General features: G+C 64.1%; 22 protein-coding genes and 1 tRNA gene. 16 read left to right on the forward strand and 7 right to left on the reverse strand.

Translation table 11 applies throughout. The annotated features are described in order from the left end of the window. Positions 1-48: 48 nt before the first annotated feature. From FKB36_RS10515 to FKB36_RS10540, 6 genes are all read left to right on the forward strand, one after another. A complete protein-coding gene (locus FKB36_RS10515) occupies positions 49-765 on the forward strand; it encodes a DUF169 domain-containing protein (RefSeq protein ID WP_261598024.1) in 717 nt (238 codons plus the stop codon). Positions 766-883: 118 nt separating this feature from the next. Beyond that, positions 884-1,372: an amino acid-binding protein gene (locus tag FKB36_RS10520; protein WP_261598025.1), complete on the forward strand. Its 489-nt coding sequence runs from the start codon at positions 884-886 to the stop codon at positions 1,370-1,372. Beyond that, positions 1,372-2,358, forward strand: coding sequence for a homoserine dehydrogenase (locus FKB36_RS10525; RefSeq protein WP_261598079.1), 987 nt, complete (start codon positions 1,372-1,374; stop codon positions 2,356-2,358). Before FKB36_RS10520 ends, FKB36_RS10525 begins: the two co-directional genes overlap by 1 nt. Beyond that, entirely contained in the window at positions 2,342-3,469 is a 1,128-nt protein-coding gene (locus FKB36_RS10530; RefSeq protein WP_261598026.1) for a sugar-specific transcriptional regulator TrmB, read from the forward strand. Before FKB36_RS10525 ends, FKB36_RS10530 begins: the two co-directional genes overlap by 17 nt. A gap of 646 nt (positions 3,470-4,115) precedes the next feature. Beyond that, complete coding sequence (locus FKB36_RS10535) at positions 4,116-4,541, forward strand: DUF2284 domain-containing protein (RefSeq protein WP_261598027.1); 426 nt, start codon at positions 4,116-4,118, stop codon at positions 4,539-4,541. Positions 4,542-4,691: 150 nt separating this feature from the next. Continuing rightward, the gene (locus tag FKB36_RS10540) at positions 4,692-6,107 is read left to right on the forward strand and encodes an RNA-guided endonuclease TnpB family protein (protein ID WP_261598028.1); all 1,416 of its coding nucleotides are present in this window, start codon (positions 4,692-4,694) and stop codon (positions 6,105-6,107) included. A gap of 11 nt (positions 6,108-6,118) precedes the next feature. Here FKB36_RS10540 and FKB36_RS10545 read toward each other — a convergent pair whose 3' ends face one another. From FKB36_RS10545 to FKB36_RS10565, 5 genes are all read right to left on the reverse strand, one after another. After that, entirely contained in the window at positions 6,119-7,222 is a 1,104-nt protein-coding gene (locus FKB36_RS10545; RefSeq protein ID WP_261598029.1) for an inositol-3-phosphate synthase, read from the reverse strand. A 238-nt stretch (positions 7,223-7,460) separates the two neighbouring features. Continuing rightward, positions 7,461-8,885 carry an APC family permease gene (locus FKB36_RS10550; protein ID WP_261598030.1) on the reverse strand — a complete coding sequence of 475 codons (1,425 nt, stop codon included), beginning with the start codon at positions 8,883-8,885 and terminating at the stop codon, positions 7,461-7,463. 100 nt (positions 8,886-8,985) lie between these two features. Next, positions 8,986-9,057 (reverse strand) — tRNA-Gly (locus tag FKB36_RS10555). Between the two features lie 170 nt (positions 9,058-9,227). Further along, positions 9,228-9,935 (reverse strand): PrsW family intramembrane metalloprotease, encoded by a 708-nt coding sequence (locus FKB36_RS10560; protein WP_261598031.1) that lies wholly within the window; start codon positions 9,933-9,935, stop codon positions 9,228-9,230. A gap of 174 nt (positions 9,936-10,109) precedes the next feature. Beyond that, on the reverse strand, positions 10,110-11,057 hold the full coding sequence (locus FKB36_RS10565; protein WP_261598032.1) for a DUF7544 domain-containing protein: 948 nt from the start codon (positions 11,055-11,057) through the stop codon (positions 10,110-10,112). A 162-nt stretch (positions 11,058-11,219) separates the two neighbouring features. Here FKB36_RS10565 and FKB36_RS10570 point away from each other — a divergent pair, with 162 nt between their 5' ends. The 8 genes from FKB36_RS10570 (at position 11,220) to FKB36_RS10605 (ending at position 19,945) form a co-directional block, all read left to right on the forward strand. Next, positions 11,220-11,834, forward strand: a complete 615-nt coding sequence (locus FKB36_RS10570; protein WP_261598033.1) for a precorrin-2 dehydrogenase/sirohydrochlorin ferrochelatase family protein — start codon at positions 11,220-11,222, stop codon at positions 11,832-11,834. Beyond that, a complete protein-coding gene (hemA, locus tag FKB36_RS10575; protein WP_261598034.1) occupies positions 11,827-13,098 on the forward strand; it encodes a glutamyl-tRNA reductase in 1,272 nt (423 codons plus the stop codon). Before FKB36_RS10570 ends, hemA begins: the two co-directional genes overlap by 8 nt. Beyond that, complete coding sequence (gene hemB, locus FKB36_RS10580; protein ID WP_261598036.1) at positions 13,077-14,060, forward strand: porphobilinogen synthase; 984 nt, start codon at positions 13,077-13,079, stop codon at positions 14,058-14,060. Before hemA ends, hemB begins: the two co-directional genes overlap by 22 nt. Then, a complete protein-coding gene (gene hemL, locus FKB36_RS10585; RefSeq protein ID WP_261598037.1) occupies positions 14,047-15,294 on the forward strand; it encodes a glutamate-1-semialdehyde 2,1-aminomutase in 1,248 nt (415 codons plus the stop codon). The genes hemB and hemL overlap by 14 nt, the downstream gene beginning before the upstream one ends. Continuing rightward, positions 15,279-16,163 carry a hydroxymethylbilane synthase gene (gene hemC, locus FKB36_RS10590; protein WP_261598038.1) on the forward strand — a complete coding sequence of 295 codons (885 nt, stop codon included), beginning with the start codon at positions 15,279-15,281 and terminating at the stop codon, positions 16,161-16,163. The genes hemL and hemC overlap by 16 nt, the downstream gene beginning before the upstream one ends. After that, positions 16,160-16,897 carry a uroporphyrinogen-III C-methyltransferase gene (cobA, locus tag FKB36_RS10595; protein ID WP_261598039.1) on the forward strand — a complete coding sequence of 246 codons (738 nt, stop codon included), beginning with the start codon at positions 16,160-16,162 and terminating at the stop codon, positions 16,895-16,897. Before hemC ends, cobA begins: the two co-directional genes overlap by 4 nt. Before the next feature lie 488 nt (positions 16,898-17,385). Continuing rightward, positions 17,386-19,029, forward strand: a complete 1,644-nt coding sequence (ilvD, locus tag FKB36_RS10600; protein ID WP_261598040.1) for a dihydroxy-acid dehydratase — start codon at positions 17,386-17,388, stop codon at positions 19,027-19,029. A 334-nt stretch (positions 19,030-19,363) separates the two neighbouring features. After that, complete coding sequence (locus tag FKB36_RS10605; protein WP_261598041.1) at positions 19,364-19,945, forward strand: carbonic anhydrase; 582 nt, start codon at positions 19,364-19,366, stop codon at positions 19,943-19,945. Here FKB36_RS10605 and FKB36_RS10610 read toward each other — a convergent pair. Next, positions 19,942-20,286: a hypothetical protein gene (locus FKB36_RS10610; protein ID WP_261598042.1), complete on the reverse strand. Its 345-nt coding sequence runs from the start codon at positions 20,284-20,286 to the stop codon at positions 19,942-19,944. The two genes, FKB36_RS10605 and FKB36_RS10610, sit on opposite strands and share 4 nt — an antisense overlap. Positions 20,287-20,314: 28 nt before the next feature. Further along, entirely contained in the window at positions 20,315-21,199 is an 885-nt protein-coding gene (locus tag FKB36_RS10615) for a flavodoxin family protein (protein ID WP_261598043.1), read from the reverse strand. A gap of 560 nt (positions 21,200-21,759) precedes the next feature. Here FKB36_RS10615 and carA point away from each other — a divergent pair. Then, positions 21,760-22,815 (forward strand): glutamine-hydrolyzing carbamoyl-phosphate synthase small subunit, encoded by a 1,056-nt coding sequence (gene carA / locus FKB36_RS10620; RefSeq protein WP_261598044.1) that lies wholly within the window; start codon positions 21,760-21,762, stop codon positions 22,813-22,815. Next, entirely contained in the window at positions 22,815-25,985 is a 3,171-nt protein-coding gene (gene carB, locus FKB36_RS10625; RefSeq protein WP_261598045.1) for a carbamoyl-phosphate synthase large subunit, read from the forward strand. The genes carA and carB overlap by 1 nt, the downstream gene beginning before the upstream one ends. Positions 25,986-26,077: the final 92 nt, after the last annotated feature.

Consider the following 26,077-nt stretch of genomic DNA (forward strand, 5'->3'; position numbering starts at 1 on the left):
ATAAGAGTGACCGTGGGGACTATTCTCCACAGAGGAGTGAGCACGATCATGGAAGACCAGATGCGCATGGAGATCCCCTACGCGGAGATCGCAGAGACGCTCAAGACCGCCCTCGACCTTCGGGGCTCGCCGGTCGCGGTGAAACTCGCAAAGACCCCCGACGGTATCCCCGAAGGGGTCGGGCCGATCGAGGAGACCGTCCGCCACTGCCAGATGATCAGCAGGGCGCGCCTGAACGGCGAGATCTTCTACGCGACCGCCGAGAAACACGTCTGTATGGGGGGCGGCTGGGCGCTCGGGCTGAAGGAACTCACCCCGAGCCTCCGTTCGGGTGAGTTCTACTACAAACTCGGCAAGTTCGAGAGTTGGGCCGCCTGCATGCGGACGATACAGCAGGTGCCGCACGTCCCGGAGCTCGAGACCTACGCGACCGTCTATGCGCCGCTCGAGAAGACGCCGTTCGACCCGCACGTCGTCGTCATCGTGGCAAGCCCCCGGGCGATGCTGAAACTCGCGCAGACGACACTCTACCTGCTCGGAGGGCGGATCGAGTCCACGATGTCGGGGATCCAGTCGGTCTGCGCGGATGCGACTGCGCTGCCCTACCTCTCCGGTAGGATCAACTACTCGCTCGGGTGCGACGGCTCGCGCCGGTTCTCCGGGATCGAGGACAACGAACTTGTCATGGGCATCCCTGCCGAACTCCTTCCCGAGTTTGCCCGGGCGCTTCCGGTCATCACCGCCGCACCCGGGTCGGTGAAGTGACCGGCCGCCCGGCTGCACCGTTTTTTTCGTATACCTCCCGCAGGTGAACCGGCCGGGGTACAAGGCTTATCTCCCCGGCAGGTCAACTAATCAACAGGTGGTTTTTTTGCAGGTATCCATGAAGCTCGAGATGAAGGACCGGCCGGGACAGTTGGTCGCAGCCCTCCAGCCGATCTCGGCCGTCGGGGGAAACATCGTCGCGGTCATCCACCAGAGGGAGACCCCGGCAGTTACGGAGACGCTGGACGTCCAGATCGTGCTGAAACTCCCCGAAGGGCGCCTTTCGAGGCTCCTTGAGCTGCTCCGCGAGCAGGGCGTCAACGTCGTGCGCATCGACGAGGAACGGCTCCTCTACGAGTGCACGTTGATCATGATTGGCCACTTAATGCACACGGACCTCTCCGACACGGTCGACCGGATCGACACGACCGGCTCGGCCGAGGTGACGGAACTCTCTCTCGTCATGCCGGCGATCGCCTCCCCATCCTCGGCCCGGATAACCATCCGTTCGACCACCCGGACGGAGATGAAGAAAGCGATCCGGATCCTGCGCGGCGTCGCGGAGCAGAAGAGCCTCCTCATCATCGAGCCCCTGGAGGGTGCATGATGCGGATCGCCATCCTCGGGTTCGGCTCCGTCGGCCGGGGCATCGCCCGGGCAATCCTTGCAAAAAACCTTGATATCACCGTCACCGGCCTTGCCGACTCAAGGAGCGGGATCATCGATCCGGCCGGGATCGACCTTCAAACGGCGCTTGACCAGAAGGAGAACGGCGGCCCCTGCGGCAGCCCGGAGGTCAGCCCCGCCGACGTGGTGGCGAAGGCGGATTATGACGTCCTCGTCGAGGTGACCCCGACGAACGTGGATGACGGCGAACCGGCGCTCGGCCATATCCGGGGAGCCCTCGGGCGGCAGAAACATGTCGTCACCTCGAACAAAGGCCCGATTGCCCTTGCCTACCCGGAACTCCGGGCGCTTGCAGCAGCAAACGGCGTCTTTTTGAAGTACGAAGCGACGGTCTGCGGGGCGATCCCGCTCATCCACGCGATGCAGGAGGGGCTTGCGGGCAACACCATCTCCCGGCTCTACGGGGTCTTCAACGGCACCTGCAACTATATCCTCACCCGCATGGCCGAGGACAGCCTCACCTACGAGCAGGCCCTTGCCGAGGCCCGGGAACTCGGGTATGCCGAGGCCGATCCCACCTACGACGTCGAGGGGATCGACGCAGGCGTTAAACTGGTCATCCTCGCAAACACCATCCTCGATATGCAGACGACGCTCGACGACGTGGAGAGGACGGGGATCACCCTCCTGACGCCTGAGGCCCTGCAGCTTGCGGAAGACCAGGACTGCACCATCCGGCTCATCGGCGAGATCGTCCCGGAGGCCGGGGTGCTCCGCGTCTCGCCGCGGATCGTCGCAAAAGCGCACCCGCTCGTCGTTGAAGGGACGCTCAACGCGGTCACTGTGGAGACGGATCTCGCCGGAGACCTGACGTTCATCGGGAAGGGTGCGGGCTCCACCGAGACCGCCAGCGCGGTGATCGGCGACCTTCTCTACATCCGTGATCGGCATGTCCAGGGTTCTTGAGCGTAGAATTGAGTACCTGCGGCTGATGCGTCAGGCGACGCTTGAGAGAGGCTACTTCACGGTGGTCAATATCGCTGAGGCGACGAAGACCCCCCGGAGCACCGTCCAGGACTGGGTGAACCGCCTCATCGAGGAGGGGTGCGTCCTCGTCACGGAGGAGCAGCGGGGGCGGCACGCGGCGCGGTATGCGGCGAGCAGCGTGATGCCGGAGAGCGCCTGCCGCCGGGTCTTCACCACGGTCGACGGCGATGAGGTCGAGATCTACCATGAGTGCATGAGCGGGGGGTGCGCGGCCTTCTGCGAGTTCCACCACGCCCGTGCCGGCGGCGCCCTGCAGTCCGTCCACCGGGACGGGACGCTGCTCCGGGAGCGGGCCGGCCTCGGGCGGCGGGAGGTCGCCGTCGGGCTCGACCCCGCGCCGGCGGTCGGGATCGTCGGCGTCTTTCACGAGGACGGCTGCATCCTCCAGCAGATCCGGTGTATCGGCGGCCCGGCCTACTCGCTCACCGATATGATGTCCTTTGCCGAAGGCGTCTGCGGCGTCACCGTTCGCCGCGAAGGAGCGGTGGTCGAGGGCGAGGTGGTTACCCGGGCGCTCGCCTACGTCGCCGTTGGGATCGACGACACCGATGTGGAGGGTGAGGGCGCGACGTTTGCCCTTGCCCTCGCCCTCCTTCAGCATCTCGCGAAACTCGACGGCGTCATGCCGATCGGCCACCGGGTCGCGATGCTCAACCCCCGGCTCGAAGGCGCGACCGCTGGAAACTCCTGCAGTTACATCGAACTCGCGGTGGAGCCCGAGAGGGTGCCGCAGATCGAGGAGGCGGCCGTGCGGTTCGTCGCCGGCGAGGCGGTCTCGGTGGAGTGGGGGATCGCCGTCCGGCAGGGGTTCCGGACGCCCGGAGCGCTCCGGGCCTACGGGAGGAGCGCGAGAGAGACGGTGCTCACCCGGGAAGCGGCGGAGGCGGCCGCTGAACGGTTTGGCATTCGCCTCCACGGCGGCCGGGGAATCATCGGGGCGCTCGCGGCCGTCGCGCTCATCGGGCTCCCGCACGACGTCCTCCTCGACCCCGGGCAGGACGTCTGCACCGGGTGGGAGCCGGGGGAGTGAGCGGGGTCTGGGTGAGTTTTTCGCTTGCGGCGGTTGTCGCTCTGATTGGAGTGGGGTTCCTTTTTGAGATTCTGTGGCTTCTGGGTGTGCTCGCTTTTTAATCAGTTACACCAAGAGCAAGTTCAAGACTTTCGGTCTTCTCGTGCACCAGTTCTTCGCACCTCACGGTGCTCACGCTCCCGCCCCCTCAGGTCAGTCGCGTAATGAACCATCGCAATCGCCACGCACTGCCCGCCCCCATGGGGGCGGGAGGAGCGCGAAGCGCGGGTGGTGGGGGTTAAAGAGTTCCCCGATCGGTAGAGACAGGGGAGGGGGGCTGCACCCCCTCCCCGTCGGCCCCTCCCCCAATGGCGATACCCCCACGGTCCAGCGTATGGGCATTTTTGATGATATCCACCGTTTCCGTAGTCCTCTACAGTCCAGTGCACTAGGCTATATCATCCTTTGATTGTTCTATTAGCCGCCAAAGTAATCCCAACGTCATCTCATGCCCATGCTCACTCACCTGTTGCACTCGTACCCTCCGGGACACCTCTCTCCCGAGTGCCTCTATATCTTCTCGCCCCCGCCACTGGAATCCCACGCTCCCTCGCGCTACCCATAAATACCCGGAGCCGGCAGATACCCCTCATCGAGGTGAAGCGCGGTGAGAAGCGAACTTGAAGAGGAGATCGCGAAACTCTCCTCCCTCGCCCGGGAGCGCGGCGCGGAGGCACGGCGGATAGCGGCCCGCGATGTCGTCGTTGCGGAATGGGTGCGGTTCAAGTGCCGGTTCGGGTGCAAGGGCTACGGAAAACACATGTCCTGCCCGCCCTACGCCCCCACCCCCGCCGAGACCGGGCGGCTGCTCACCGAGTACAGCACCGCCCTCCTCCTGCGGTTCGAGGGCGTTCCGGGGCATCCCGACCTCAAACCCGACGAGATACCCCTCGACTTCCACCCGTTCCTTCGCGACCTCATCCTCTGGGTGAACTCGACGGTGCACCTCCTCGAGAAGACGGCTTTCTACGACGATTTCCCGAAGGCCTTCGGGTTCGGGGGATACCCCTGCATCTACCCTCCGCGGGGTTGAAGGAGCGGAACTTGAGCACCGGAGGTGCGACTGGCAGAGCGGGAGGGCTCCCTCCGCACGGGGAGGTGAACGCGGCACCCCAACGTCTGTTCACTTTCGCCCCGTGCGGCTCTTCTTTATGCTGGAGGAGACTCCATACGACAGTATCGTATGCTGCGGCGGTACCAGTACCGGCTCTATCCCACGAGGGATCAGGAAGTCCTGATCGCCAAGCATCTCGGATGCTGCCGGTATGTGTACAACTGGGCGCTCGACCGCAAGAATCTGGCATATCACGACGACGGGATCAGCCTGTCCGGGTACGACCTCATGAAGCAGCTTCCCGCCCTCAAAGCGGAGTTGCCCTGGTTGAAGGAAGTCAACGCCCAGTCGTTGCAGCAATCGATCCATCACCTTTCCCGTGCGTTCACGAGCTTTTTCGAGGGGCGCGCCGACGAGCCGACCTTCAAGAAGAAGCACGCCCCCGAACAGGCGTTCACGGTGCCGCAGTCGTATACCGTGGACTTCGAGCAGGGAACGGTAAAACTCCCGAAGATCGGTGCGATCAAAACCGTCTTCCACCGCCGGTTCGAAGGCAGGATGAAGACTGCGACGATCATCTGCAGATCGACCGGGCGATACCTGATCAGCATCGTGGTCGAGGACGGCAGGAAGCCCCCGCACCCTGCCGATCCGATCCCGGACCAGACTGTTGGGATCGACCTGGGGCTCACGCACTACGCCGTTCTCTCGACCGGGGAGAAGGTGGCGAATCCGAACTATCTCAAGAACACGCAAACGCGGTTAGCCGTGCTCCAGCGCCGGCTCGACCGCAAGCAGAAGGGTTCCAAGAACCGTGGCAAGGCCCGGCTCAAGGTTGCCCGGTGTCACCAGAAGATTGCCGACCAACGGCGGGACTTCCAGCACCAGCTCTCTTCTCGACTGGTCCGCGAAAACCAAGCACTGGCCGTGGAGTCCTTGAACGTGGACGGCATGGTGAAGAACCATTCTCTCGCGGGAGCAATCAGCGACGCCGGGTGGGGTTCTTTTGTCTCGATGCTGGCATACAAGTGTCAGGAAGCCGGGAAAACCCTGCTGAAGATCGGGATGTTCGAGCCCTCATCAAAGACCTGTTCGGTCTGCGGATACTGGAAGACCGATCTGACACTGAAGGACCGGGAGTGGGCCTGCCCCGAATGCGGCACGCACCACGACCGGGACTTGAACGCCGCGATTAATATCAAACAGTTTGCACTTGCAGGCGCGGAACGCGCCGAAGAGCCTGTGGACTCGCTCCCAATAGGGAGGAGGATGAAGCAGGAAGCCCCCGCGCAAGCGGGGGTAGTTCACTGCGAGCACCTGCACTGTGTCGCCGAGGAGCACAAGGGGGTCGTCGACGAGAGCATCCGCAGGCTCTGCAGGCATATGGACCTCGTCCGCCCGACGATGGAGGGTGCCGGGATTGGCGTCTTCTCCACCGCCCGGAAGGCCGGGTGGGACCTGCACGTCGTCCCCTGCCGCGACTTCGAGTACGGGAAGATCGAGCACGGCAACATCACGTCGGTCGGCCTCGTCCTCATCGAGTAACGCCCCGGCCTTCAATCGTCCCGTACGCCCTGAATGAACTCCTCGGTCATCCGGCAGGCATCGTCGTCCCTGACCTGCACCGGCGGGTGTTTCATGAAGTAGGCGGACGAAGACGTCAGCACACCGCCGATACCCCTATCAAGGGCGAGCCTGCAGCACCGGATTGCGTCGATGACGATCCCCGCGGAGTTGGGCGAGTCCTCGACGGAGAGGCGGAGGTCAAGGTACATGGGTACGTCCCCGAAGAGCCGCCCTTCCATCCGCAGGAAACAGACCTTGTTGTCCTTCTGCCAGCAGACGTAGTCGCTCGGGCCGATGTGGATCTCATCGTCGTCGAGAGGCACTTCGAGGATCGACTGCACCGCTTCGGTCTTCGACGTCCTCTTCGAGGCGAGGCGGTCCCGATTCAACATGTTCAGAAAATCCGTGTTGCCGCCGGTGTTGAGCTGGTAGGTCCGGTCCAGTTTCACCCCTCGCCGCTGGAAGAGGTCGGCGAGGACCCGGTGGGTGATCGTTGCGCCGAACTGGGCCTTGACGTCGTCGCCGATGACCGGAAGGTCGCGTTCGCGGAACCGCGCCGCCCAGGCAGGATCGCTCGCGATAAAGACCGGCATGTTGTTGATGAGGCCGACGCCCGCTTCCAGCGCGCAATCGGCATAGAACCGTGCGGCCTCCTCGGAACCCACGGGGAGGTAGTTGAGCAGCATCTCGGCACCCGAGTCCTCGAGTTCCCGGACGATCTCCTCGCGTGAGGCCTCCTCCTCGTGGGCGAGGACGAACCGGTGCTCCTCCTTGTAGCCCTGCATGTGCCCGGGAAACCCGTCCAGCACCCGCCCCATCCGGACGGAAACACCGGTTCTCGGCATCCCGGGGCAGAATGTCGTCGTGCAGTTCGGGGGGGAGAAGATAGCCTCCGCGAGATCCTTCCCGACCTTCCTCGCATCGATGTCGAACGCCGCGGCCACCTCGATATCGGACGGTCGGTAGCCGCCGATCTCCCAGTGCATCAGCCCGGCTGCGTCCTTCTCGCTCTTCTCCCGGTAGTATTCGATCCCCTGAAGCAGCGAACTGGCACAGTTTCCGACGCCCACGATTGCAATCCTGATCGAGTCCACGACAGCCCCCCAATAGATCCAGTATGCCGGATAGCGCACCCATTTTCGAACGACGCGTCCGGCACCATGTAAGATGGCACAACCCTGAAGGCAGGTATGCGTTCGACATAATGCGAAGCGGGAGATATAAGGGTATGCTTCAGGGGCGCCGAGGGGCCATGCTCTAGAGAACGGGGCGGAGCGCCGGATCCCCGTCGCTGCTGCCGGTCTGGAGCGGTTGCCCGGAGGGGAATACCCGTCATCTTCCCCCGGGTTTACGGTTGTCCGGCCGCCGGATCCGTTGGAAGACCGTACGGACGATATCCAGGAGATTTGCGAGGTAGATCTCCCGCGCCTCGAGCCTCCGAACGAGTACGGCCTCTTCGGAGAGGAAGAGGGCCTTGAGATGGTGTATATCCTCTTTTGGGGAGTAGAAGAGGTAGATCGGGATACCTGCCAGGATGACCAGGCCTCCTGCGACCTTATCGAAGGTCGTGGTGGAGAAGAGGAGAAAGAGGCAGATGGCGATGCCGGCAAGGGGGAGGAGGTGCTGGCCGCGGAGGTTCGCCTTGTCGTCTTTTCGCAGGACAATAAGGGCAAAGCAGGTGAGCAGAAACGAGAACGCAAGGTTGAGGACGGCGAAGGATATCAGTCCCGGGAGATTCCCTATACTGGAGAGGACGAACGCAATGATTCCCTGGACGATGAGGACCACGTAGGGCGTGTTGTAGCGCGGGTGGAGCCGTGCGAAGGCGCGAGGGAAAAGCCCGTCAATCGCCATCGCATACGCGAGCCGTGCACTGCCGAGCATCCCTGACTCGTCCGACCCCGCCACCGAGAAGAGAGCGCCGACCGTCATGATGATCGCTCCTGCCGATCCGAAGAGAACGGTGCCGGCGACGACCAGCGGCACGGTGCTCTGGCTGAGTTCGGTCCAGTTGACGAGCCCGAAGAGGACGAAGTTCGTCGAGACGTAAAAGAAGGAGACGATCAGCATCCCGGCGATGATGGCGCGGGGGATGGCCTTTCCCGGGTTCTCGACCTCGCCGGCCGGGAGCGTCCCCAGCTCGAACCCGGCGTAAGCCCAGAAGATCAGGATCAGGGCATGGGAGGCGTTATCGAGACCGAGGGGGAGCAGGGGGATGTAGTTCGCGACGACCGTCTCCGGCCGGATGATGAAGACGCCGAGCCCGGCAACGATGAGGAGGAGGAGCGGGAAGAGTTTTATGAGCGTGAGAGCATCGTTCAACCTCCCTGCGGCCCGGACGCCGACGATATTGACGAGCGTCAGGCCCGCGACAAAAAGCCCTCTCACGACGACCTCTGCTGTCGGGGTGAGGGGGATCAGTGCCTGGAGGTAGTTTGCGAACGCTATTGCAAAGACCGGGAGGGCGAGGAGTTCGGCGATCCACATGCTCCAACCGGTGAGAAATCCGTAGAAGTCGTCGAACGCCTCCGAGACGTATGCAAACGGACCGCCGACACGGGGGACGTAGTAACTGCAGTAGGCAAAGACCAATGCTATCGCTATGGCGAAGAGTCCGGCCACCACCCAGAGGACGATCGAGAACGGGCCGACCAGGCCCGCGGTGAGGGCGGACGCGATGTAGATGTCGGCACCGACGATCGCCCCGATGATGATGTTCGTCAGGTCGAACTGCGAGAGTCCCCGTTGCAATCCCATCGCAGCGGGAGAGGCCGTGACGGATATAATGGTTCCGCGCCGACGATCGACGCTTCGCTCTCTGAGTAACGTTCAAAGAAAGGCCGAACCCGTGTTCGGATGCGCCGACCGGGACTCGAACCCGGGTTTAGGCGTTGGCAACGCCTAGTGATAACCACTACACTATCGGCGCACGCCCGTGCTTTCGCACTGTGTGCCTTACAACATGAGTTTTTCAGGCTAATAAGCCTATCGAAGCGCGGCCCGGATCGGGCGGTGCCGCCCCTGCAGGTTCGCATGAACGGGCGGTGGTTCCGGGCTGCCGGTTGCCCTGCGGAGCCCCAATTGTGCCGTCCCGCGCACCTACCGGTCTCCGTGGTCGAGCGCCTTTCCGATGTTGCGGTTTGTGAGGATCCAGAGCCCCGGCGTCAGGACCAGGATGAAGACGGCCATGGCGTAGGCGACGAACTCGGCGGAGAAGAGCAGGAAGTTGAAGATGCCGTGAAGCGCCATCCCGAGGAGAAGTCCCTGGAGGATGATCGCCGGTCGCCGTTCAGCGGTCGTGAACTTTGCCCTGCCGAGGGCGTAGCCCCACACGGCGGCAAAGAGCGCGTGCCCGGGAACCGAGAAGATCGCGCGGACGGCTATCGTGCCGAGGGCGAGCGCCGGCGATGTCAGGTATGCCGTAAAGACATAGAGGACGTTCTCGAGCGTTGCGAGCCCGAGGGCGGCAGCGGCGGCGTAGACGATGCCGTCCATCGGCTCATTGAACTCGGGGTGTGGGTAGGCGAACCGGCGCACGACCCAGAACTTGCCGTACTCCTCGACGATGGGCGCGATGACGGCGCCCATGATCAGCGGGGATACGATGAAGAGGCCGAAGAGTCCCTCGACGAAAGCGATGGGGAACGTGACGAGGACGCCGAGGAAGAAGATCTTCACGATCAGCGCCGCCGGTTCGGGCTCGTATTTGTCCCTGCGGTAGAAGTACCACGCCCAGAACACCCCCGGCGCCAGCGCCAGAGCAAGGATTACCAGCGGTTCGACGACCATTGCTTGATCGGGTTTCATGGTTTACGAGAGGAAGAGTCTTTCCGTCACGATGACGCGGAGTGGTGCCTCCTTGCGAGGGGGCCACCACCGTATCGGGCATCATCGCGGATAGATCGTCCCACCTCTCGCATCCGGTCTGTCACCTGTGCCCGGCGACTATCCAGCCTGCCGGGCCCCGTTCAAAAAAAGAGGTTATTCGGGGAGGAGATGGTATCCCGGGGCGAGCCCTTCGAGGACCAGCAGCCCATAGTACCGGAAGAACGTGACGAACGGCACCGCGATCAGGAGCGCGACCGGGACGGCGATGATGAGGTAGGGGATGAGGAGCGCGAGGAGCAGCACGATGTTCGCCTGAAGTGCGGCGAGGAGGACGATCCCGATGAGCACGAACGGTATCGCGATGATCAGCATCGCGAGGATGACCAGGACTGCCTGGACGATCCCGGCGACGAGGCCGAGCACGAACCTGGTGACGATGTAGACGACGGTCTGCCAGACGTTCTCTGAGATCATCCCGAAAAGCCGGCGCCATCCCTCGATGACCCCGCAGTCCTCGTGGATCATGATCGGGACGACGAAGTCGTGGGTCAGGAGGAAGATGATGCCGAAGAGGAGGGCTGTGACCAGGACGAACGGGATGAACAGGAGGATGAATGCAACACCAACACCAGCACCACCGCCACTCGACCCCCCGAGCCCTACGAGCATGAGGATGAACGCTATCATAGCAAATACCAGGATCAGCGTGAGGCCGGCCTGGAAGAGGAAGAGCCGGAGACCTTTTCCGAGCCGTTCTCCAAAGAAGGGCCTGATATGGATATCACCCGTCCGGAGCATGTCGACGAAGACGAACTGCATCACCGTGCCGACGATCCACCAGACGAGAGCGATCGCAAGAACGATGAGGATGAGGGCCACGACGATCGTCGCGATCCCGGGGAGGGACTCCACGACGCCGGGCGAGAGGTCGCCTTCGTTGAAGTCGTATCCGGAGGTGTTCGGGAAACTCACGCCCCCTCCCACGAAGAGCGCAATCAGGGCCAGACGGAGCCAGACGCCCCACCTGATCGGCCAGAGCAGGCTTTTGGTGCGCTGAAAGGCACCGTCCAGTCTGTTGAATGCATACATATCTTCAGCCATATCAATCAGATAGATGAACTCCGTCTCATTAATACCTTGTTTTGGCAGGCGAATCCCGGTGATCCGGCCGCGCGTCGTATGCTCGCGGGTATCTGAGGGAACCTGTTTTTCAACACCTTAATCTAGTCCGTTCACCACACTATAGAACGAATGATCCCTCTCATGCTTGACCTGACGGGCCGGAGGGTGCTCATATTCGGCGGAGGCGACGTTGGTGCCCGGAAGGCTGCGCATTTCTCGCATGAGGCAGAGGTGACGGTCTTCAGCCGTTCGTTCTCGCCGAACCTCGATGGTCTCACGATACGGCGGCAGGAGGGCGATCTCTCGGCGCTCTCGGATGAGGCACTCCGGGATCTCCTTTCGGGCGCGTTCCTCGCGGTGGCCGCAACGCCCGACCCGGAACTCAACGACCGTATCGGAAGATTGTGCGCTGAGGCCGGCGTCCTCTTCAACAACGCCGCAGGTGTTCCCGGGGACGTCATCATCCCGTCGGTCGTCAGGGGCAACCGCTTCCTCGTCGCGGTCAGCACCTATGGGAGGAGCCCCGCCGTCTCACGGTACCTCCGCATGAGGCTTGAAGCGGATTACGCAGACCTTGACCGGATGATCAAACTGCAGGAAGAGATCCGTCCGATGCTCCGGGAGACCGAACCGGTGCAGGCAGAGCGGTCCCGCATCCTCTGGGCGATCCTCTCCGACGGCGAGATCCGGGTAGCGCTCACCGCCGACTACGCCCGGGCACGTGCAATGGCCATCGAGAGGTACCTGCATGCCTGAGCCGCTCGCCATCCCCCTCGCGCTCGCGGGCGTCAGCCACCACACCGCGGATATCGCCACGCTCGAGGCGTTCCGGTTCCCCGACGAAGCGGCGTTCCTCCGCGAGGCACGGGAGCGGTTCCGGGGCGCGCTCCTCCTCCAGACCTGCAACCGTGTCGAGGTCCTGGTGCAGGGCGACGCGCGGAGCCTTGAAGCGTTCCTTCGGGAGATAGGCAGGCATGGGTTTACGGTCATCGAGGGAGAGGCCGTGCCCCGCCACCTCCTGGAACTGGCCGCGGGCATCGACTCCCTGATCGTCGGCGAGGACCAGATCCTCGGCCAGCTCAAGCGGGCGCTCGAGACCGCAGAAGAAGCGGGGGCCGCGAGCAGCGTCGTCTCCCTCTGCGTCAACAAGGCGGTGCACGTGGGGGTCAGGGTCCGGCGCCAGACGCAGATCAACCGGGGCGCGGTCTCTGTCGGTTCTGCGGCAGTGACGCTTGCAGAGAACCTCCTCGGCACCCTGCACGACCGGCACATCTTGGTCGTCGGGAGCGGGGAGATGGGGATCCTGGTGACGCAGGCACTCGCCGCGAAAGGCCTCACGGCCATCTACGTCGCGAACAGGACCTACGAGCATGCAGTGATGCTTGCAGATAAGATCGGGGGGCGGGCGGTCAACTTCAAGGACCTCTACCGCTACATCGCGCTCTCAGATGTCGTCATCTCCTGCACCGCTGCGCCGCACCCGGTCATCCGGGAGGAGGATATCCGGACGGTGATGGAGGAGCGGCTCTGGCCGCTCGATCCGCACCCCCGCCACCTGATCCTCATCGACATCGCCCAGCCCCGCGACGTCGAGGAGGAGGTGCGATCGATCGAAGGCGTGCATCTCTTCACCATCGACGACCTCAGGCATGTCAACGACGCGGCCATGGACTCGCGGAGGGGCGAGGCCGACCGCGCACGGGGGATCATCGACGAGGAAACAGACCATTTCGTCCGGCTCCTCCGCCGGACGGCGGCCGACGAGACGCTCGCTCTCCTCTACACCTGGGCTGAGTCGATCCGGGCGCGTGAGCGCGACCGGGCGCTCGCCCGCCTGGGGGGGACGGATGGCCGCACGAGGGAGGTCGTCGACGATCTGACGCGGGCGCTCACGAAGAAACTCCTCGCGGATGCGACCGCGTCCATCCGGGCGTGTGCGGAGTGCGGCGATATGACGAGAGCAGAGGCCCTGATCAGGGCGATTACCCGGGGAGAACCATGTTTCCAGACCGAAGAATGAGACGGATGCGGCGGCGGATCGTCCAGCCGCTCCTCCGCGAGACAGAACTTCGAAAGACCGACCTCATCGCGCCGGTCTTCGTGGATGAATCGATCAGCGCACCGCTTCCGATAGCCTCGATGCCGGGGCAGTTCCGCCACCTGGTGGACGGTGTCGCCGACTACTGCGAGCGTCTCTCCGACGCCGGCGTCCGTGCGGTCCTCCTCTTCGGGGTCCCGGCCACAAAGGACGGCGAGGCGACCGAATCCTATGCGGCGGACGGCGTCGTCCAGCGGGCGGTTCAGAAGATCAAGGAGCGATTGCCGCAGATGGTGGTCGTGACCGACGTCTGCGCCTGTGAGTACACCGACCACGGCCACTGCGGGATCGTCGGAGAGACCGCCGACGGTCTCGACCTCTTGAACGACCCCTCGCTCGAACTGATGGCGCAGATAGCCGTCTCCCATGCAGAGAGCGGCGCCGACATCGTTGCGCCGTCATGCATGCTCGACGGGATGGTGCGGGCGATCCGGCAGGCTCTCGACGCCGCCGGATACCAGGACGTTCTGATCATGTCCTACTCCTCGAAGTTCGCGAGCGCCCTCTACGGACCGTTCCGCGACGCGGCGGACTCGGGATTCTCGTTCGGGGACCGGACGACCTACCAGATCTGCCCGGGCAACGCCCGCGAGGCGGTGATGGAGTCGGAACTCGATGCGGCCGAAGGGGCGGATATCCTGATGGTCAAACCGGCCGGGATCTACCTCGACATCCTCGCGGCCGTCGCGGCGCTCGGCCTGCCGGTCGCGGCCTACCAGGTCAGCGGCGAGTACGCGATGATCAAGGCCGCCGCAGAACGCGGATGGCTCGACGAGCGGGCGGTCGCCATCGAGAGCCTCACCGCCATCAAACGGGCCGGGGCCGACCTGATCATCACCTACTTTGCAGAAGACGCGGCGAGGTGGCTCGATGAAGAGCAGTGACCTCTTCGCTCGCGCGAAAGCCCTGATGCCGGGCGGTGTCAGCAGCCCGGTGCGGGCGATCAAGCCCTACCCGTTCTACGTTGAGCGTGCCGCGGGTTCGCACCTTACGACCGTCGACGGCGCAGACCTGATCGACTGCTGCCTCGGCTACGGCCCCCTCATCCTCGGCCACGCGCACCCGGACGTCCGTGAGGCGATCGAGCGCCAGCTCGAGAAGGGCTGGCTCTACGGGACGCCGACGCCGCTCGAACTCGACCTTGCGGGGATGATCACCGGCGACCACCCCGGGGTCGATATGGTGCGGTTCGTCTCGTCGGGCTCCGAGGCGACGATGGCCGCGATCCGGCTCGCCCGCGGCTACACGGGTAAGCAGGACATCGTCAAGGTCGAGGGCGGGTTCCACGGCGCCCACGACGCGGTCCTGGTCAAGGCCGGGTCCGGGGCGACGACCCTCGGGGTTCCCGACTCCGCGGGCGTCCTCGCGGATCTGGTTGCGCACACCCGACAGGTCCCCTACAACGACCCGGAGGCGCTGGAAACCCTCCTCGCCGAGAACGACGACGTCGCCGCGTTCATCCTCGAACCGATCATGGGAAACATCGGCCCCATCCTCCCCGATGACGGCTACCTCGCCGATGTCCGGGAGATCACCGCCGCCCATGACGTTCTCCTCATCCTCGACGAGGTGATCACCGGCTACCGGGTCGGGATCGGCGGTGCGGAAGTGCTCTACGGGATAAAGCCTGATCTCGCCACGTTCGGCAAGATCATCGGCGGCGGTCTCCCTATCGGGGCGTTCGGGGGCCGGCGCGAGATCATGGAACTTGTCGCCCCCGCAGGCCCGGTCTACCAGGCCGGAACCTTCAGCGGCAACCCGGCGAGCCTCGCGGCGGGGTACGCGGCGCTTCGCTACCTCCACGAGCACCCGGAGGTCTACCGGCGGCTCGACGAGGCCACGCGGGCGATCGGGGAGGTCGCCGCGGATGCGGGCAGGGGGACGTTCGTCAGGATGGGCTCGCTCTTCAAACACTTCTTCCGCAGCGAGCCGCCGCGGGACTACCGCGAGGTCAAGGAGTGCGACACGGAGGCGTTCTCGCGGTTCTGGAAGGCGATGCTTGAAGCCGGAGTCTTCCTCCCGCCGTCGCAGTTCGAGACGAACTTCCTCTCCGCCGCACACACGGAATCGGATATCAACCAGATAACAGACGCATACGGATCATGTCTCTTCGCATAGGCACACGGGGAAGCGCTCTCGCGCTTGCACAGACAGATAAGGTGGTCGGCATCCTCGCCGACCGGGGGATCGAGGCGGAGGTCGTCACGATCGCGACCGAGGGCGATACCGCGACCGGAGTCCCGCTCCACGCCATCGGTGGGCAGGGAGTCTTTGTCCGGGCGCTCGACGACGCCATCCTCCGCGGCGAGATTGACGCTGCGGTGCACAGCATGAAGGACATCCCCGCAGCCCGCCCGGCAGGACTCACCTGCTCTGCGGTGCTCGAACGGGACTCGCCCGCCGACTTCCTCGCGCACGAGTGCCCCCTCGAAGCGGTCTCTGTCATCGGGTCGTCGAGCACCCGGCGCCGGGCCCAGCTCCTCCGCGACGCCCCGGCGCTTGAGGTGAAGCAACTGCGCGGGAACGTCGATACCCGCATCCGGAAACTCCGCGAGGGGCAGTACGACGCCATCGTCCTCGCGGAGGCGGGCCTCGAGCGCCTCGGGATCACGCTCCCGGGAGAACCCCTCCCCACCGACCGGTTCGTCCCGTCCCCGAACCAGGGGACCGTCGCGGTGGTCTGCCGGGACGATCCGGCCGTCGCCGACGCCTTCGCGCCGCTCGACCATGCGCCGACCCGCTTCGACGTCGAGATCGAGCGTGCCGTCATGGAAGAGGTCGGCGGCGGGTGCTTCACCCCGCAGGGGATCTACTGCCGGAACGGGGACCTGATCGCCGAGGTGCTCGCGCTCGACGGTTCCCGGTGGGAGCGGATCGAGCGGCGCGTCACGACCGTCGGCGAAGCCCGGGAGTGGGGGCGGGCACTGCGCGTGCAGGCGGCCGGACTGATCCGGGAGGCGTATGCGACACTGGGGATAAAACCATGACTGGAAAAGCGTATCTTGTGGGCTCCGGCCCGGGGGGGCTCGGCCTCCTGACGATGAGGGCCCGCGAGGTGATCGACAGTGCGGACGTGGTCCTCTATGACCAGCTCCCGGGCGAGGAGATCCTCGCGACCCTCCCGGAGAACGCCGAACGGATCGACTGCGGGAAGTACGGCGGGAGCCACACCATGGAGCAGGACGAGATCGAGGCGCTGATGGTCGAGCGGGTGAAGGCGGGGAAGATCGTCGTGCGCCTGAAAGGCGGTGACCCCTTCCTCTTCGGCCGCGGCGGGGAGGAGGTCGAGACGCTCCGGGAACACGGCATCAGGGTCGAGGTGGTGCCGGGCGTCACGAGCGCTATCGCCGTCCCGGAGATGGTCGGGATCCCGGTCACCCACCGGCGGTACGCGTCGCAGGCGACGTTCATCACCGGCCACGAAGACCCGACGAAGCCCGAGTCCGCCCTCGACTGGGAGGTCCTCGCGCGGCTGAAGGGAACCCTCGTCATCCTTATGGGCGTGAAGAACCTCCCGGCCATCGCGGCGGCCCTCACGGCAAACGGCAAAGACCCCGCAACCCCGGTCGCGATCATCGAGCGGGGGATGCGGCCCGACCAGCGCGTGACGGTCGGGACGCTTGCGGATATCGCCGATAAAGCCCGGGCCGCAGGTGTCCGGCCCCCGGCGGTGATCGTCATCGGCGGGGTGGTGGAGTTGTATGATGGGGGCGAGAGGTGAAGGGACGACGGTTTCCCTCACCTGTGTTGGTGCGGTTCCTTCCGCTCCCACTTTAGCACCGAATAGCCCCGTTACGACGAACTGACAATTGAATGAGGAAAAGGCCGATACACTGGACCGTGGGAGTATCGCCATGGGGGAGGGGCTGACGGGGAGGGGGTTCCCCCTCCCCTGTCTCAAAAGCAAATTTTTGTCGCTTCGGCTAACCATGCTCGCATTTTTGTTAGACCCCCACCCCGCCCGCGCTTCGCGCTCCTCCCCCGCCCTCTTGGGGGCGGGGGCAGTCATGGCGATACCCCCACGAAAACCGCGTCTGGAGCCTGTTTGATCGAAAAATATGCGCATCTAAAGGGTGCGTAACGTAAGCGTTCGCACACGTGACGAACCACCTGCCTCACAATGCAGGTCAATCTCCCTGGCGCACCACCTCCCCGCCCAACCGGAATCCTCTTCTCCCCCTGCGCGTGTACTCTCCTACGAGGATTACCATGCGGAGTGAGACGGTAAAGAAAGGCTACCAGCGTGCCCCGAACCGGGCGCTGCTCAGGTCGCTCGGCGTCACCGACCGGGAGATGGACCAGCCCTTCATCGGGATAGCAAACGCGTACAACACGGTCGTTCCCGGCCACCTCCACCTCCGGTCAATCTCGCAGAAGGTGCAGGAGGGTGTCGCGGCTGCGGGCGGCGTGGCGTTCGAGTTCGGGACGATCGGGATCTGCGACGGGATCGCGATGGGCCACGAGGGGATGCGCTACTCCCTTCCATCGCGGGAGAACATCGCCGACGCCGTCGAACTGATGGTCGAGGCACACCGGTTCGACGGCCTGGTCTGCGTCGGGACCTGCGACAAGATCGTCCCCGGGATGCTGATGGCGGCGGTGCGGTGCAACATACCGACGATCGTCGTCACCGGCGGCCCGATGCTCCCCGGCTACGCGGCGGGCCGCGAACTCTCGCTCATTGACGTCTTCGAGGGCGTGGGCCGCGTCGCCGCCGGAACGATGAGCGAGGAGGAACTCGGGGCGCTCGAGTGCGCGGCGATGCCCGGCTGCGGGAGCTGCCAGGGGCTGTATACCGCAAACACCATGGCGTGCGTGACCGAGGCACTCGGCCTCTCCCTCCCGGGAACCGCCGCCATCCCCGCGGTCGACGCCGCAAAGCTCCGCATAGCCCGTGAGAGTGGGGAGCGGGCGGTCGGCCTCGTCCGGGAGGGTATCCGCCCGCGGGATATCGTCACCGAGACAGGCCTCAAAAACGCCGTCCGGGTGGACATGGCGCTCGGCGGGTCGTCGAACACGGTGCTTCACCTGATGGCCGTCGCACGGGAGGCGGGCGTCCCCCTCGACCTTGAGACGTTCAACACCGTCGCCGAGGCGACCCCCCACATCTGCCACATGCAGCCCGGGGGGCCGCACTCGATGCTCGCCCTCCACCGGGCGGGAGGGATCCCCGCGGTCCTCGCGATGCTCGAACGCTACCTCGACGACGCCCCGACGGTCTCGGGCCGCTCGATCCTTGAGATCGCGAAAAGCGCCCGGGTCGCTGACCCGGAGGTGATCCGGACGGCCGACGCCCCGGTCAGCCCGGGTGGCGGCCTCAAGATTCTCCGGGGAACGCTTGCCCCCGACGGCGCCGTCGTCAAGTGCGCCGCCGTCCCGGAGGCGATGTGGCGGCACCGGGGCCCGGCACGGGTCTTCGACGGAGAAGCGGCCGCGATGGAGGCGATCATTCACCGCGAGATCAAGGAAGGCGACGTCGTCGTGATCCGCTACGAGGGGCCGCGGGGAGGACCCGGGATGCCCGAGATGCTCTCGCCGACCTCGGCGCTGATGGGGCTCGGCTACGCCCGGGTCGCCCTGGTGACCGACGGCCGGTTCTCGGGCGGCACCCGGGGCCCCTGCATCGGACACATCGCGCCCGAGGCCGCGGTCGGCGGGCCGATCGCCCTCGTGGAGGACGGCGACGAGATCGCGATCGATCTCTACGAAAAGCGCCTCGACCTCGCTGTAGAGAGAGCGATCCTCGAAGAGCGGCGGAAGGCCTGGAAGCCGCCGCAAAAACGGCTTACCGGCGTGCTCGCCCGCTACGCGCAGACCGTTGAGCAGGCGAACCTCGGCGCCGTCCAGAGGTGACCTCGTCTCCGGGAGAGGGAGCGCATACTCTCCGCCGGGATCGCGGCGCCCGCTGGAGGGCACCTTTTTAACAAACCTGTTCGGTTAAACGGATTTACCCGGACATGATGGCGCACTCGCTGCTCCGCGCCTCGCTCCTTGCACCGGCGCCCGGGGCTGCTCCGGTTCCCCTGCCCCCATCCAGGGGCTGGATGGCCGTTTTTCTCCCGCTTTGCTGCTGCAATTTTTCCAGAGATTCCAAAGAACTATATTTTTTAAACCCCTGGACATAACTCTCCTTTCGGGCGTACCCATCCGGGCGCCCATATCATCACATTATTCACGGAGCACACGAATGATTGACAGATTTCTTGAGGGTAACAAAAACTTCCTGGAAGATGATTTTAAAAAGAATCCCGATCATTATGGCCCGCTTGCCTCAGATCAACACCCGGTGGTCCTCTGGATCGGGTGCTCAGACTCACGAGTAGACCCTGAACGCATCACGGGTTCCAGGGCCGGCGAGATCTTCGTCCAGCGCAACATCGGCAACATTGTCCCGGTTCACGACTGGAACTTCGCGACCGTGCTCGAGTACGCGGTCAACCACCTCAGAGTCGGGGATATCGTCATCTGCGGGCACTCCGACTGCGGCGCCATAAAGGGGCTCGGCAAGGAGAGTGAGGATGCGTACATTCCGCTCTGGCTCAACAACGCAAAAGGGGCGAAGCGCCGCGTTGAGTGCCGGATGCAGGTGCCGCAAACCCCTGAAGAAGAGAAGATCTGGCAGAGGCTCGTCGAGATCGAGAACGTTGGCCTGCAACTCGAGCACCTCCGCACCTACCCGCCGGTCATGGCCGCAGAAAAAGAGGGACGGGTCCGGCTTCACGGCCTTTACTTCGACCTTGCGACTGGCGAACTGAAGAAGATATTTTAAAACTCTTCCAGTGCATAATCAATCTCTTCTTTTATCAGGTCGAGCGAGACCCTCCCGATCGACGTAAGCCGCCCGTTGACCAGGATGATCGGGATAGGGGGATGGCGCTCCTCGACGATCTCTCGCACGTAGTCGGGCATCCCTTCGTCGATCAGCGTCAGCTTCACCTCGACGGTATCCCCGTACAGGTCGAGGAGCTCGTCGCGCAGCGCGCTGATGGCATCTATCAGGTTGTTCGACGGGTAGCAGGTCTCAAGGCCGCAGGATCTCGTCTCGTCGCAGGGAAACGGGCCGCACTCGGACTCCTCGAGCCCGACAATCTCAACTGTCACTTCAGCCATGTATCATCGGTGGGGGACGGATGCTATATTACCCTTCGTTTCGGGGCTCGAGGAGCGCGGAGAGCGCCGCCCGGACGCTATATTCAACCCCGGCGATCGTCTCCACGTCTCTCGCCCGGTCGAGATCGCCGATCAGCACCGGGTCGGCGGGGCGAATGCCCAGGTTCTCCATGAACATCCCCACCACCCTTGTTGTGCAGACAAACGGATCGGCCCCGCGCCGTCCCGCGACGGCGACGAGCAGGCCCCGGGCGTGCAGTTCCTTCCCCAGGATCTTCTCCCGGGCATGAAGCCACTGGCAGCGATCTATCGCCGCCTTGAGGGGTGCCGGGACGGTGCCGGTGTAGACGGGGGTGCAGACGACGACTATGGAAGCGGCCTCAAGCGCCCGGATGATCGGGGGCATATCGTCCTCGACCGGGCAGTAGCCCTGGTCGTAGCAGACGTAGCAGCCGATGCACGGCCGGATATCCATCTCCTGCAGGGAGAAGATCCGGGACGTGAGGCCGGCCCGCACAGCCTCGTCGTCGCACCACGACGCGATCTTCGCGGAGTTCCCGAACCGGCGCGGGCTCCCCTGCAGGATGACGACGTCGGCCGTGCCGGTGCCCGGGAGCGGGCGGGTGAAGACCCTTGGATGGGTGTAGAGATGGGGGCGGGACGCCACGTCGTGCGCGAGCCGGGCGAAGACAATCTCCGCCGCCTTCCTGGTATCGAAGAGGGATCTCTCGGGTGCACTCTCGTAGGTGTTGATAGCGTAGGTGTAGACCGTCTCGGTGCCGCGGAGAACCTCGACGGTATACCGGATCATGCCAGGGTAGATATCTCCCAGGTCGTCGAGGATGAGCCTGAGCGTGAATGTCCCCTCAGGCGTCTTGACCGTCTGGAGCTTCTCTGCCGCGCTCTCGCTCATCGTATGCCATCTCACGCCCGGCCGTCTTCAATATTTCGGGTCGGTGCAGCCCCGCCGTACGACAGGGAGGATCTCACGCGCCCGGAGCGGGAGAATCAGGCACTCCGGGCCGAGCTCAACCCTGTGCAGCGGCAGGTTGCGATGATGAGCGCGATGCAGGCCAGCATCGCGGACGATCTTGAGGCGCTACAGGAAATAGGGGATAAGCGGTTCAGGGCAACCCCGGCTGAGTCGGGGAAGAATCAGTCTCTCATTTTTAGAGCCCGCACGAGAAGCGGATGTGCGCGCCGACGAAGGCATAACCCTACTCACCTTTTGCTCGAATGACCCGGCAAACGTGCCGGGAGGGTGATCTGGCGACCAACCGGATCGGCAGGCGCGTGCCTGTCGTCAGGTGAAGGCGCAACCCTCTTCCCTTCCCGGGCCAGCAGAGTTGGAAATATCCCTGTATAAGCCCTCAAATCGTGAAGGCGCGTCCTATCCATTTTCAGCCGCCGAATCGCCATTATCTCCCTGCCACAATTATATTAAGGAATCTGATCCACATGATGTGGTAATTCATGAAGGCGGTTCTGGGTCTTGAAGACGGAACATCTGTTGTAGGGGATGGTTTTGGCGTTGAAGGGACATGTTCCGGCGAACTCGTCTTCACGACGCAGATGACCGGTTACATGGAGGCATTGACCGACCCGAGTTATGCCGGGCAGGTCCTGATGTTTACGTACCCCCTCATCGGGAATTATGGTGTAGACCCTCAGAATTTTGAGAGTCCGAAGGTTCACGCGCAGGGCTGCGTCGCGCGCGAGATCGCACCCGTGCCTGTGGCACGACCCTCGGTTGCAGAATATTTTGAAGAGAACGGCCTTCTCGGGATATCGGGCGTCGATACCCGCAGCCTGACGATAAAGACCCGGACGCTCGGCACGCTCAGGGCGTCGCTCATCGTCGGCAGCGACGACGGAGATGAGGCGGTCATGCGCGCCCGCTCAGCACGTCCGATCAGCGACATCGACCTCATCGGGAGCGTCTCCTCTCCCGAGCCCTACCGGATCGCCGGCTCCGGCAAACGGATCGCCGTCATCGATCTCGGGGTGAAGCGGCACATTCTTGAGAGCCTCGGCCGCCGGGGCGCGGACATCCACGTCTTCCCGCACACCGCCGCACCCGACGAGGTGATGGCGGCAAAGCCTGACGCCCTCTTCATCACGAACGGCCCCGGCGACCCAAGGAGGGCAACGGATGCCATCCGGTGTGTCCGCGACCTCGCCGGCGAGATGCCGGTCATCGGGATCTGCATGGGCATCCAGGTGGCTGCTCTCGCGCTCGGTGCCGGGATCTACAAGATGAAGTTCGGGCATAGGGGGGCGAATCAGCCGGTCCGCCACCGGGACGGGAGCATCTACATCACGACGCAGAACCACGGGTTCGCGGTGGACGAAGAGACTCTGCACGAAGGATGCACGGTCTCGTACCGGAACGTGAATGACGGCACCATCGAAGGGTTTGAGAACCGCGATCTTGCCATCACCTGCGTCCAGTTCCACCCGGAGGCGCACAGCGGCCCCCGGGATACGGAGATGCGCTTCTTTGACCGCGTATACAGGGAGATCCCATAATGCCGAAGAAATCTCACATCAAGAAAGTTCTCCTCATCGGCTCCGGCCCCATCCAGATCGGGCAGGCGGCCGAGTTCGACTTCTCGGGGTCGCAGGCCTGTCGCTCGCTCCGCGAGGAGGGCGTCGAGGTCGTCCTCGTGAACTCGAACCCCGCGACGATCCAGACCGACCCCGATACCGCGGACGTCATCTATATCGAGCCCCTGAAGGCCGACCTCATCGCGAAGATAATTGCAAAAGAGAAGCCCGACGGGATCCTGAGCGGGATGGGCGGCCAGACCGGCCTCAACATGACCGCGGAACTCGCAGAGATGGGTGCGCTCGAGGGCGTGGAGATCCTCGGGACACCGCTTGAGGCAATCTACCAGGGCGAAGACCGCGAACAGTTCCGCGACCTGATGAACGCCATCGGCGAGCCCGTTCCCCGGAGTATGATCCTCGGGCAGATGAGCCAGATCGACGAGGCGATCCGTGAAGTCGGCCTCCCGGCGATCATCCGGCCGGCGTATACCCTCGGCGGCTCCGGCGGCGGCGTGGCGCATACGGCTGAAGAGATGCGGCGGATATGCGAGCTCGGGCTCGCCCGCTCCCGGATTCACCAGGTTCTCGTGGAGGAGAGCGTCGCCGGGTGGAAGGAGATCGAGTTCGAGGTGATGCGGGACGCGGCCGATACCTGCATCATCGTCTGCGGCATGGAGAACGTCGACCCGATGGGCGTCCACACCGGCGAGAGTGTCGTCGTTGCGCCCATCCTCACCCTGCGGGACGATGAGTACCAGACGCTCCGGACCGCCGCGATAAAGATCATCCGGGCACTCGACGTCCAGGGCGGGTGCAACGTCCAGTTCGCCTTCAAGGACGGCGACTACCGGATCATCGAGGTGAACCCCCGGGTCTCGCGGTCCTCGGCGCTCGCGTCCAAGGCGACCGGCTACCCGATCGCCCGGGTCGCGGCAAAGATCGCGATCGGGTTCCGGCTCGACGAGATCATGAACTCCGTGACCGGCGTCACCCCGGCATCCTTCGAGCCGGCCATCGATTATGTCGTGGTGAAGGTGCCCCGGTGGCCGTTCGATAAGTTCAAGTCGGCGGACAGGACGCTCACGACGGCGATGAAGAGCACCGGCGAGGTGATGGCGATCGGCCGGACGGTCGAGGAGGCGTTCAAGAAGGCGCTCCGGTCGCTTGATGCCGATATGCAGCGCCACACGAATCCAAGCGAGATCCGGATGATCCTGACGGCCCCGACGGACGAGCGGTTCGGGTGCCTCTTCGATGCCTTCCGCGCGGGGTTCACGGTCGAAGAGGTTGCCGGCCTCACGTCGATCACGCCGTTCTTTTTAGAGAAGATCAAGAACGTCGTTGATCTCGAGCAAAAGCTCGAGACCAACTTTGAACCGGGGGACGTCAGGGTCGCCCGGCGCTCCGGTTTCTCGGAAGAGGACCTCCTGGCGATGACGGGAAAGACCGCCGCCGAGATCGAGGCCCTCGGAGGAACGCCGACCTACAAGATGGTGGACACCTGTGCCGCCGAGTTCCCGGCGACGACACCCTACTTCTACTCCACCTGGGAGGAGGGGTGCGAACTGACCCGGAACGACGCAAAGAAGGTGCTGATCCTCGGTTCCGGGCCGATCCGGATCGGCCAGGGAATCGAGTTCGACTATTGCACCGTCCACGCGGTGATGGCGCTCCGCGAAGAAGAGGGGATCGAGGTCCATATCATCAACAACAACCCGGAGACGGTCTCGACCGATGCCGACACCTCCGACCGGCTCTTCTTTGAACCGATGCAACTCGAGGACGTCGTGAACATCCTCAAGAAGGACGATTATTACGGCGTCATGGTCCAGTTCGGCGGCCAGAATTCGGTGAACCTGGCCATGCCCCTGGAGGCGGAGATCAAGCGCCTCGGTCTTGCGACGAAGATCCTGGGCACGTCGCCAGACGCCATGGACGCGGCGGAAGACCGCGACCGGTTCAGCAGACTTCTCACGCGGCTCGCTATTCCGAGCCCGGCGAACAGTTCCGCCTACTCGGAGGAGGAGGCGCGGAGGATGGCCGCCGAGATCGGCTACCCGGTGCTGGTCAGGCCGTCCTACGTCCTCGGCGGGCGGGCGATGGAACTCGTCCACGACGAGACCGAACTCGAGAGTTACATCAAGGAGGCCGTCCGGGTGAGTAAGAAGCATCCGGTTCTGATCGACTCCTTCCTCCAGGACGCCGTCGAGATCGACGTAGATGCCGTCTGTGACGGGACGGATGTCCTGATCGGCGGCATCATGGAGCACATCGAGTGGGCCGGCGTCCACTCCGGCGACTCGGCCTGCGTCATCCCATCGCAGTCCCTCTCGCCCTCGGTGATCGCGCGGGTGCGGGAGTACACGAAGAAGATCGCTCTCGGCCTCGGGGTCGTCGGGCTGATCAACATCCAGTACGCCGTCCGAAACGACGTGGTCTACGTGCTTGAGGCGAACCCGCGTGCGAGCCGGACGGTGCCTTTCGTCGCGAAGGCGACGGGCATCGCGCTTGCGAAGATCGCGGCGAAGGTGATGGTGGGGAGGAAACTCGCCGATATGGGCGTCACCGAACCCGAGATCGAACACGTCGCGGTCAAAGAGGTGCTCCTGCCCTTCAACAAACTCCCCGGCGTCGATACCGTGCTCGGGCCGGAGATGAAGAGCACCGGCGAGGTGATGGGGATCGATTACGACTTCGGCCGCGCCTACTACAAGGCGAGCACCGCCGCAGACAACACCCTCCCGACCACCGGAAATGTCTTCATATCGGTGACGGACGAGCAGAAGGAGGAGATCCTCCCGATAGCAAGAAAACTCCGGAAACTCGGCCTTTCGCTCTACGGGACGAGCGGGACGGTCGAGTTCCTCACCCAGAACGGCGTCGAGGTGAACCTTGTGCGCAAGGTCCAGGAAGGCTCCCCGAACGTCATCGATGCGATGCGCTCAGGAAGCATCCGGCTGATCATCAATACCCCGGCGGACAAGGCGTCCCGGCAGGACCACATCCAGATCATGCGGGCCGCCGTCGATTACGGCATCCCCTATATCACCACGCTCCAGGCGGCCCGGGCCGCCGCGATGGCGATCGACGCCATCCAGCGCGAGGAGATCACCCTCGAGCCGCTCGGCCATTACCACGGGCTGGTGTGATCCGGGATCTTACCACCCTTTCTTTTTCTTCCAGTGTTCTCATCTAGTTCGGCTCACGCGAAATGCGATGGTTCGTAAGAACCGGAGCTCGA

It is taken from the genome of Methanoculleus formosensis, assembly GCF_025384765.1.
GTDB lineage: Archaea > Halobacteriota > Methanomicrobia > Methanomicrobiales > Methanoculleaceae > Methanoculleus > Methanoculleus formosensis.